At 38.6% G+C, this 10,297-nt stretch carries 11 protein-coding genes; all 11 read right to left on the reverse strand.

Going from position 1 to position 10,297, the window contains the following annotated elements; genetic code table 11:
- Nucleotides 1-101 precede the first annotated feature (101 nt).
- The gene (locus HMPREF3032_RS03395) at nucleotides 102-701 is read right to left on the reverse strand and encodes an ECF transporter S component (protein ID WP_009353027.1); all 600 of its coding nucleotides are present in this window, start codon (nucleotides 699-701) and stop codon (nucleotides 102-104) included.
- Nucleotides 702-973: 272 nt separating this feature from the next.
- Nucleotides 974-1,135 carry a hypothetical protein gene (locus HMPREF3032_RS07575; protein ID WP_009353045.1) on the reverse strand — a complete coding sequence of 54 codons (162 nt, stop codon included), beginning with the start codon at nucleotides 1,133-1,135 and terminating at the stop codon, nucleotides 974-976.
- A 133-nt stretch (nucleotides 1,136-1,268) separates the two neighbouring features.
- On the reverse strand, nucleotides 1,269-1,868 hold the full coding sequence (locus tag HMPREF3032_RS03400; protein ID WP_062401874.1) for an ECF transporter S component: 600 nt from the start codon (nucleotides 1,866-1,868) through the stop codon (nucleotides 1,269-1,271).
- A 213-nt stretch (nucleotides 1,869-2,081) separates the two neighbouring features.
- Complete coding sequence (locus HMPREF3032_RS03405) at nucleotides 2,082-2,615, reverse strand: D-glycero-alpha-D-manno-heptose-1,7-bisphosphate 7-phosphatase (protein ID WP_062401876.1); 534 nt, start codon at nucleotides 2,613-2,615, stop codon at nucleotides 2,082-2,084.
- Nucleotides 2,615-3,580: an ADP-glyceromanno-heptose 6-epimerase gene (gene rfaD, locus HMPREF3032_RS03410; protein ID WP_062401879.1), complete on the reverse strand. Its 966-nt coding sequence runs from the start codon at nucleotides 3,578-3,580 to the stop codon at nucleotides 2,615-2,617. The genes HMPREF3032_RS03405 and rfaD overlap by 1 nt, the downstream gene beginning before the upstream one ends.
- A complete protein-coding gene (locus HMPREF3032_RS03415; RefSeq protein ID WP_062401882.1) occupies nucleotides 3,577-5,061 on the reverse strand; it encodes a PfkB family carbohydrate kinase in 1,485 nt (494 codons plus the stop codon). Before HMPREF3032_RS03415 ends, rfaD begins: the two co-directional genes overlap by 4 nt.
- Nucleotides 5,054-5,626, reverse strand: a complete 573-nt coding sequence (gmhA, locus tag HMPREF3032_RS03420) for a D-sedoheptulose 7-phosphate isomerase (protein ID WP_062401886.1) — start codon at nucleotides 5,624-5,626, stop codon at nucleotides 5,054-5,056. Before gmhA ends, HMPREF3032_RS03415 begins: the two co-directional genes overlap by 8 nt.
- On the reverse strand, nucleotides 5,619-6,092 hold the full coding sequence (gene nrdR, locus HMPREF3032_RS03425) for a transcriptional regulator NrdR (protein WP_062401889.1): 474 nt from the start codon (nucleotides 6,090-6,092) through the stop codon (nucleotides 5,619-5,621). Before nrdR ends, gmhA begins: the two co-directional genes overlap by 8 nt.
- Before the next feature lie 11 nt (nucleotides 6,093-6,103).
- Nucleotides 6,104-7,021 (reverse strand): VirK/YbjX family protein, encoded by a 918-nt coding sequence (locus tag HMPREF3032_RS03430; RefSeq protein WP_062401892.1) that lies wholly within the window; start codon nucleotides 7,019-7,021, stop codon nucleotides 6,104-6,106.
- A 153-nt stretch (nucleotides 7,022-7,174) separates the two neighbouring features.
- Entirely contained in the window at nucleotides 7,175-7,624 is a 450-nt protein-coding gene (locus HMPREF3032_RS03435; protein WP_009353037.1) for a dCTP deaminase domain-containing protein, read from the reverse strand.
- 12 nt (nucleotides 7,625-7,636) lie between these two features.
- Entirely contained in the window at nucleotides 7,637-9,706 is a 2,070-nt protein-coding gene (locus HMPREF3032_RS03440; RefSeq protein WP_062401894.1) for a polyribonucleotide nucleotidyltransferase, read from the reverse strand.
- Between the last annotated feature and the right edge of the window lie 591 nt (nucleotides 9,707-10,297).

Below are 10,297 nucleotides of genomic sequence, written 5' to 3' on the forward strand. Positions count from 1 at the left end.
AACAAGAAGTGATCAGTCTTTGCTAATTCACTTCTTGATTATATCCGATTTAAAAAATCCGTACTTGAATGCATGAGCAGTCTATACACTCAATATCATTATCATTTAAACTTCTTGATCACCGCAATTGCCACTGGTGTTACAACAGCTACTGCTAACAAGGCTTCTGGAATACCATGAGACCATACGATACCCATCACAACATTAAATACTGCCTCTTGTGAAATATGTGTAGCTTTTGCAAATTCTACACCATAAATTGTGTAAATACCAGTCATCACAAGGATTGTATTAGTAGCTGTTCCCAAGAATGCAGCTAAGCCGATACGGATGGCTTTCACCTTAATTGGTACATACATATATACCAACGCTGCCACTAAACCGATCAACATTCTTGGCAATACAGAAATAATAGGATTCATAAATGCAAAGGATAAAATATTAGGCGCCATGTAAGCTTGTACCATACTGTACGCACCGAATAAGAAACCTACTGACATACCTACTTTAGGCCCTTCCACAACACCACCTAAGATAGTTGGGATGTGCAAGATAGTAGCACTAATTGGTGGAATTGGCACAAAGCCCCAACCTGTCATACCAAGTACAATGGTAATCCCTGCCAATAAACCAATAATCGTTAATTGACGTACCGTAAATTTTTGCGATGGTTGTGTTTGCAACGCTGTTTCTTTTTCCATGTTTTCCTCCGTTCTTATTCCCTTAGGATATAAGTCGAACCAATACTAAAAAATGGAACTCAGTTCTGTTCTTCTTGATACAGACTATACAGTTAGTTCCTCGTATAGAGTAGTACAAATCAGCGGTTCTGTCAATCATAAAATGTAATTTTTCTTACAGTTATAAAAAGGCTCTTTGTCAAATGTAGCGACTACTTGTCCCAACATGTATTAATAGATCCTATAAAAAACGAACACCTTATGAGACTCTCATAAAAGTGTTCGTTGTTAATTTACAAACCCAACAATTTTCTGCCTTCTTCCCAAGCAAAGATAGGTGTTAAGAATGTCATTAAATTTTCTTCTTCAAATGGATACGCACGCATGCCAATCGCTTCAGCAGCCTGTACATCAGAAGGTTTATCACCCACAAAGTAGATTAATCGTTTTTCCAATTCATGAGTATACTCCTCCTAACACATAAAAAAACAAGAAGTGATCAGTCTTTGCTAATTCACTTCTTGATTATATCCGATTTAAAAAATCCGTACTTGAATGCATGAGCAGTCTATACACTCAATTTCATTATCATTTAAATTTTTTGATGACAGCTAGTGCCACAGGTGTTACAACGGCTACTCCTAATAGTGCTTCTGGAATACCATGAGACCATGCAATACCCATCACCACATCAAATACAGCTTCTTGTGAAATGTGTGTTGCCTTTGCAAATTCTACACCATAGATTGTATAAATACCAGTCAATACAAGGATAGTACTTGTGACTTTTCCTAAGAAAGCGGCTACACCAATACGGATAGCTCTTACCTTAACTGGCAAGTACATATATACCAACGCTGCTACTAAACCAATCAACATTCTTGGTAATATAGAAATGATTGGATTCATAAACACGAAAGATAAAACATTCGGTGACATATACGCTCGTACCATACTGTAAGCACCAAATAAGAACCCTACTGACATCCCCACTTTAGGACCTTCTACGATACCACCTAAAAGGGTTGGAATATGCAAGATGGTCCCACTAATTGGTGGGATTGGCACAAAGCCCCATCCTGTCATGCCAAGTACAATCGTAATCCCTGCCAATAAGCCAATAATCGTTAATTGACGTACCGTAAATTTTTGCGATGGTTGTGTTTGCAACGCTGTTTCTTTTTCCATGTTTTCCTCCGTTCTTATTCCCTTAGGATATAAGTCGAACCAATACTAAAAAATGGAACTCAGTTCTGTTCTTCTTGATACAGACTATACAGTTAGTTCCTCGTATAGAGTAGTACAAATCAGCTATTCCGTCAATCATAAAATGTAACTTTTCTTACACTACAAGAAAACGAACACCTTATGAGGTGCCTCATACAAGTGTTCGTTCTACCATTACAGCCCCAATAGCTTTCTGCCTTCTTCCCAGGCAAAAATAGGCTCTAAGAATGTCATTAAGTTGTCTTCTTCAAATGGGTACGCACGCATGCCAATGGACTCAGCAGCCTGCGCATCAGATGGTTTATCACCGACTAGGAAGCTACCATCCACATCTACATTCCAGTCCTGAATTGCTTTCGTCAACATACCAGGATTTGGTTTGCGGCAATCACAGTCTTTCGTGTACTCTGCCACAGATCCTTCTGGATGATGTGGGCAGTAATAGTAGGCCAATACTTTCACACCTTCTGCTTCTAAACGACGGGACATTTCAGCATGTAACGCTTGCACATCTTCCTCTGTATAGTAGCCTCGTGCAACCCCACTTTGGTTTGTGACCACAATGATATCATACCCACGTGTTTGGGCTTCTTTCATAGCTTCAATAGCACCAGGAATAAATTGTAATTGTGCAGGATTACTCAAATATCCTACATCCACGTTAATAACCCCATCACGATCTAAAAATAATACATTTCTAGTTTCCATTATTTTACATACCCTTCATTATCACGTAATAACGCACAATACTCATGGACTGCTTGTTCTAATGGTGTAAATCCTTTATCATAGCCAGCAGCTAACAATTTTGTTGTATCTGCTTGCGTATAGCTTTGGTATTTACCCTTTAATACTTCTGGGAAATCGATATAACGAATCTCGCCTTTTCCAGCGAAGGAAATAACAGCTTTCATAAACTCATTAAATGTATGTGCATGACCTGTACCACAGTTGAATACACCACTAATTTCAGGGTGTTCCCAGAAATAGAAATTCACATTTACCACATCGTTTACATAGATAAAATCACGGGTTTGCTCACCGTCACCATATCCATCGATGCCTTTAAAGAGTGTAATTTCACCAGTTTCCATCAATTTATAATACATTTGACGCACCAAAGATGCCATCTTATCTTTATGTGTTTCATTCGGTCCAAAGACATTGAAATAGCGTAAGCCCACACATTGAGATTGTAATTGGTTTCTAAATTTTGCTACATAGCGGTCAAATAGTAGTTTAGAATACGCATATGGATTTAAAGCTTGTTCGCAAGATGGGTCTTCGCGGAATCCATTAGTCCCATGTCCATAGGTGGATGCAGAAGATGCATAGATGAAAGGAACTCGACGTTCTTGGCAATAATGAAAGAGATTTTTAGATCCTTCATAGTTATTTTTCATCATATATCTACCATCATAATTCATAGTGTCTGCACAAGCACCTTCGTGGAATACCACTTCGATAGGTCCACAATCAAAGGTATTTTGTTCTACCGCAGTATCAAAATCTTCATAATCGATATAATCTGCAAAATCCAACATTTCAATGTTGCGGATTTTACGACCATCCGTTAAATCATCAACAATCAAAATATCATTGCGACCTTTATTATTCAACTGTTTTACAATATTGGAGCCGATAAAGCCAGCACCACCAGTAACAATAATCATAGTTTTCCTTCCTCTATTAATCCTTGAATACGTTCAATGATTCCTGTTGTGGAATATCCCTCTTGGAACGGCAAGATTTGTACTTCCTCTACAAACTCCTTGCCAATGACGTCTTCTGGCTTATAATCTCCACCTTTAACCAATATATTTGGTCGCAACTGTGAAAGCACCTCTGCTGGCGTATCTTCTTCAAATAGAACCACACCATCTACAAAGCCTAAAGAGCTCATCAATAAGGCTCTATCTAGTTCATGATTGATAGGACGACTATCCCCTTTTAAACGGCGCACAGAGCTATCTGAATTGAGGGCCACCACCAAATGATCACCCAGTGTAGCTGCCTCTTTTAAATAGGTCAAATGACCACGATGTAAAATATCAAAGCATCCATTCGTAAAGACAACCACTTCGCCCCGGTCTTGCCATAATCGGATTTTTTGGGCTAATGCTTCTACAGAATAGACACTTTCTTTATCTTCTTTTTTAGCTTTCATAAAAGACAGTAAATCTAATAGTTCTTGACGATGGATCGGATAGGTACCAACCTTAGACACCACTACACCTGCTGCTGCATTGGCAGCTACTAAAGCTGCTCGGATAGATAAGCCTGAAATTAATGTAGTAAGCATCATAGCCACTACCGTATCCCCGGCACCGCTCACATCGAATACATCTTGCTGTTTCGTTTCTGCATTGTGCCACACATTGCCATCTTTACGAACTAAGGTAATCCCTTTAGCAGAACGCGTAACAATGATAAAGTCTAGCTCCATGTTATCCAAAATATGACGTGCTGCTTCAACAACTGCTTCATCTGTGTTGGGCACTTCATAGCCTACAGCTTCACTGAGTTCCTTCACATTAGGAGTAATACAAGTAGCACCGTTATATTTTGACCAGTCAGAACCTTTCGGATCCACAATAGTCATAATGCCAGCAGCACGAGTTTTACTGAATACTTGACTTAACAAGGATGGTTGGCAAATACCTTTACCATAGTCAGAAATCACAAGGCCTTGCAATCCTTTGTGCAACAACTCATCTAGCCAAGTAAGGATAGCTGTTTCACTGGCACTAGACACAGGCTGATTCACTTCATAATCTAAGCGAATCATTTGCTGTTGTCCACCTAAGATGCGTGTTTTCGTGGTAGTCGGAATAGAATCTTCAGTAAAGACGCCAGTACTTTGGATACCATTATCTTCTAATAATTGGCGTACTATCTTACCATGTGCATCATCGCCAATACGAGATGCCATATGCACTTGGCAATCTAATTGAGCTAAGTTATTTGCTACATTGGCGGCACCGCCTAACACTTCCGTTTCACGTTGCACTAAATTCACAGGCACTGGAGATTCTGGAGAAATGCGACTTACATCGCCAAAAATATAGCGATCTAACATGCAGTCACCAATAACCCCTACTTGTAATTGTGGTAAATCACGAAGCAAAAAGGATTGTAATGTACGATTAGGCATAGTCTTCTTCCACCAATTCACATAAAATATGACCAGCTAAAATATGCATTTCTTGAATACGGGCTGTCACTTTAGATGGCACTGCAAAAGTTAAATCGCATAACTCTGCCATCTTTCCGCCACCTTCACCAGTAAAAGCAAAGGTATGCATACCAATATTACGAGCAGATTCTACGGCTTTTACCACATTTTTACTATTTCCAGATGTAGAAATACCAATCAAAATATCTCCAGATCGGCCTAAGCCATCTACTTGTCGGGCAAATACTTCATCATACCCATAATCATTACCTACAGCTGTCAAAATAGATGTATCTGTGGTCAGCGCAATGGATGCTAAGGAACGACGTTCTTTTTGAAAGCGTCCCACTAATTCCGCTGCTAAATGCTGAGAATCTGCTGCGGAACCACCATTACCGCAAAATAAAATTTTATTGCCTGCTGCTAGCGCTGCCTTACAACGCTCCGCCATAGCTTCGATAACACCCATTACTTCATAAGTAGCACTCAATGTATCTACATGATCTGAAAAACGGGCACTAACAATTGGATGTAACTCACTCATGTGTTGTATCCTTTCCATGATTGTCCAATAATTCGTGTAATTCTTTTAAAAAACTTTCTACATTATTAAATTGTCGGTAGACAGAGGCAAATCGCACATAGGCAACTTGGTCTACATCTTTCAACAAGGACAATACAATTTCACCAATTCGCTCCGTAGTCACTTCTTGCTCTACTTCCATGCGAATTTGTTTTTCTGTTTCATTTACAATCGATTCCAATTGATCTGTGGAAATGCCTCGTTTACTACAAGATCTCCACAAGCCATTCATCAATTTAGATCGATCAAATAATTCTTTTTTCTGATCTCGTTTAATCACCATGATTGGTAAATCTTCAATGACTTCATAGGTCGTAAAGCGTTTTCCGCAGCTCATACATTCTCGACGGCGACGAATATTATTATCATCCGTAGACCGTGAATCTGTCACTTTAATTTCATCATGATGACAATAAGGACATTTCATACCGTATCCTCCTATTGGTTGCGCAAGAAGGTCTTTCCTTGCTGTTGAATTTCTTCTATAAAAGTATCTAACATTTCATAGCGTTTACGATACATATTTCGTTTATGTGTTTTCGCTGTTTCGTAGGTTTTCCGTTCCTCTTCTAAAGGAATCACAAAGAATCGAGAGTCTTGTTCCCATACGTGACCGCCTAATTCTTCCCAAAAGTCATCAAATTTCACTAATTTATGGCGATTAAAACGAATTAAATGCGTATTTGTATAGAATCCTTCATCGGACACTGCATACAAGATCTCAATACCTAAGCAAGTGGCTAATTGACGTAATAGAAAGAACATAAAGTTTTTAGGGCGATAGCCATGCATTTTTTTCGTCAGCTTCTTTGCCTTATCTAGACCCTCTTTATATCCCTGAATAGTACCAATCCAAATACATGGTTGTCCCGATGGATCCACACCTAATCGGAAGTTGATATGATAGATTCCATCCCCTTCGTAGGTTAAGAGCAAACTTAGCAGTCCTTCTTTACGTTGTCCTGGCATATATTGTAAGGTAGCTTCTAAAGCTAATTCTTCAGAATGCCATAATTGAATGCCGCTTTCAGAGAGACTGTACAAGGATCGAATCGCATCGTCTGTCACATATTTCGGTAGCATATCAAAATGTTGTGTAATACAGGTTAATCGTTCTTGGGCTGTAGATTCTTTGTAGAAGAATACACGATTAATAATCTCCCAGATTCCTTCTTGCTCTTGTAACAAATTTGGATAGCTATAGTAGTGTTCAAAATAGGCTTCCAATTGTTTCAACTGAGATTTATTTTTATAGGAACGGGCAGTAAATAAAAAAATACGTCGTTTTTCACGCCAGCTATGGTATCCATATATTCTTTTACCTAATTCCCATTGTTGCTTTGCATATGTAAACACGGTACATCCTCCTTAGGATAGACTATATCAAACTATATTATACTCCATTTTAACAACGAAATTCAATGATATGCAAAAAACTAGAGAGTTCTAAGACTAAGCCTTAAAACTCTCTAGTGAAAGAAATGTGGTTACATTCCTTAGTATATGTTGTTATTTACTGCCTGTGCTACCGATACCACCAGTACGAATACCGCGCGCATCGTCATCATTTGTGAGTAAGTATTTAGAGAAGATACCTTGTGCTACTCGTTCTCCTTTTTCTAAGGCAACGGGAGCGTCTGTAATGTTATACACAGCAATCATAATATGACCTTCGTTATCTTCATTATTATAGTAATCAGAGTCAATAATCCCTGTACTATTAGTGAGCATCAAACCTCGTTTGATAGCCATGCTTGAGCGAACGTGGATCGCTAAATATTCATCATAATGCATGAACGCTTTCAATCCTGTAGGAATCAATACTGTTTCCTTAGGGCCTACTACAACAGATTCTGCACATTCAATATCATAGCCTGCACTTTCAGAAGTCTTACGCTTCGGTAAATTGATACCTTGTCCTTCAAAGGCAGAAACTACTTCAAATCCACGAATATCCATAGTGCACCTCAATTATTTTAATAGCTCTTTGCGGGACAAATTGATACGACCTTTGTCATCGATTTCGATAACTTTAACCATAATTTCATCGCCTACATTGACTACATCTTCTACTTTTTCTACACGTTCTCTTGCTAATTGAGAAATATGAACTAAGCCTTCTTTACCTGGCAATACTTCTACAAAAGCACCAAAATTCATCAAACGAGTGACTTTACCCATGTACACTTCGCCTGCTTCTACTTCTTTTGTCAAGTTCGTAATGATTTGGATTGCTTTTTCAGCCGCTTCTGCTTCTACTGCAGCAATAGAGATAGTGCCATCATCTTCAATGTCAATTTTAGCACCAGTTTCTTCAATAATGCCACGGATAACTTTACCACCTGTACCGATAACGTCACGGATTTTATCTGGATCAATTTTCATCGTTACGATGCGAGGAGCCCATTTAGACATTTCTTCACGTGGTGCTTGAATAGCTTCCATCATTTTACCCATGATGTGCATACGACCTTTGTGAGCTTGCGCTAATGCTTCTTCTAAGATTTCACGAGATAAACCGGAAATTTTAATATCCATTTGGATGGCAGTCACACCTTTTGTAGTACCTGCTACTTTAAAGTCCATATCACCTAAAGCATCTTCCATACCTTGGATATCTGTTAGGATTGTATAATGTTCATCTTGTGTTACAAGACCCATTGCTACCCCAGCTACTGGCGCTGTAATAGGCACCCCTGCATCCATCAAGGATAAAGTAGAACCACATACGCTGGCCATGGAGCTAGAACCATTGGATTCTAATACTTCAGATACTAAACGCATAGCATATGGGAATTCTGCTTCTGTTGGAAGAACTGCTAATAATGCTCTTTCAGCCAACGCACCATGACCAATTTCACGACGTCCAGGACCACGAGAGGAACGAGTTTCCCCTACGGAGAAGGATGGGAAATTGTAATGGTGAATATATCGTTTTTCTGTATCTAGACCAATGCCATCGATGGTTTGTTTTTCAGACAATGGAGCCAAGGTACAGATATTTAATACTTGTGTTTGACCACGTGTGAACAAGCCAGAACCATGCGTACGTGGCAATGCGCTAACGCGACAAGAAATAGGGCGAACTTCATCTAATTGACGGCCATCTGGACGGATTTTTTCTACCGTAATCATATGACGTACAATTTCTTTCACCATTTTTTCTAATGTAGCGTAAATATCGCCTGCTTGTTCTGGGAATTGTTCCGCAAAATGAGCCAATACCTCTTCGAACACAGCTTGTTGTTGCTCTTCCCGTTGTACTTTATCTGCACAGCGTACTGCTGCATCTAATTTGGCATGTGCATAAGCACGAACTGCTTCTGCCACTACTGGATCTACTTCTTTAATTGGGAATGTGCGTTTTTCATGACCAATTTCAGCTACCATAGTTTCTTGGAAAGCTACAATTTTTTTGATTTCTTCGTGAGCCGTCATGATCACTTCTAAGATGATATCTTCAGGAATTTCATTCGCTTCCCCTTCTACCATCAAGATCGCGTCTTTTGTACCAGCTACTACCATATTTAATGTAGTTGCTTCTAATTGTGCTTTAGTTGGGTTCACCACAATATTGCCATCTACAAGACCCATGCGCACACCAGCGATAGGACCTGCCCATGGAATATCGGAAATGGATAATGCTGCAGAAGCACCAATCAATGCACAGATTTCAGGTGCATGGTCATGATCAACAGATAATACAGTAGCTACTACATGTACTTCATTACGGCTACCTTTATCGAATAAAGGACGGATTGGACGGTCAATCAAACGGCTATTCAAAATAGCAGACTCTGGTGGACGTGCTTCACGTTTAATAAACCCACCTGGGAATCTACCAACAGCATACATTTTTTCTTCGTAATCTACTGTTAATGGGAAAAAGTCAATATCTTTTGCCTCTTTAGATGCCGTTGCTGTAACCAATACAACCGTATCACCATATTGTACTAATGCAGAACCACTTGCTTGTTTTGCTAACTCGCCAGTTTCGATTGATAACGTGCGACCAGCAAGTTCCATTTGGAATCGATTCATTCCATGCCTCCTGTTTAATTCTTTATCCTTAAAAATCTTTATAGTTGTTATTATACACGAGTGGAGAGGGAAATACAATTTACTGATAATGGTTCGTGAAAGTTTTAAAAAAAGATTAGACTGTGTAATCCCAGTCTAATCTAGCCTCTCATATATTCAAACGTATCATTTTCATAAAAAGCATGTTTGGCATTCTTTCTATTATAAACATACTATTAATTTAACCTTTATACATGCACAAGTTACATGTGGTTACTCACATAATTAAAAGATTGAGATATTTACAGAATCACACTACTCTCAAACCACACTTTCAGCTAAAGTTTAGAAGCTTACTATATCGCAAAGCACGTAAACTTTATATGTATTTAGTTGATACCTTTTGAAAATATATATCAGCTACTGATAGTATATCATATTTTGAAAAATATTTGATAGTTATTATTAACATTTAATTACTTATAAGTAAAGAATATGGCTATATACCAAACGTTTTAGCTTGAAATATTTACGGAATCACACTACTCTCAAACATAACTGATTACCATTAATGGCTTTTTTAGGTTTGAGACATTTACAGAATCACACTAC

This window comes from Veillonella sp. DNF00869, from assembly GCF_001553345.1.
Classification (GTDB): domain Bacteria; phylum Bacillota; class Negativicutes; order Veillonellales; family Veillonellaceae; genus F0422.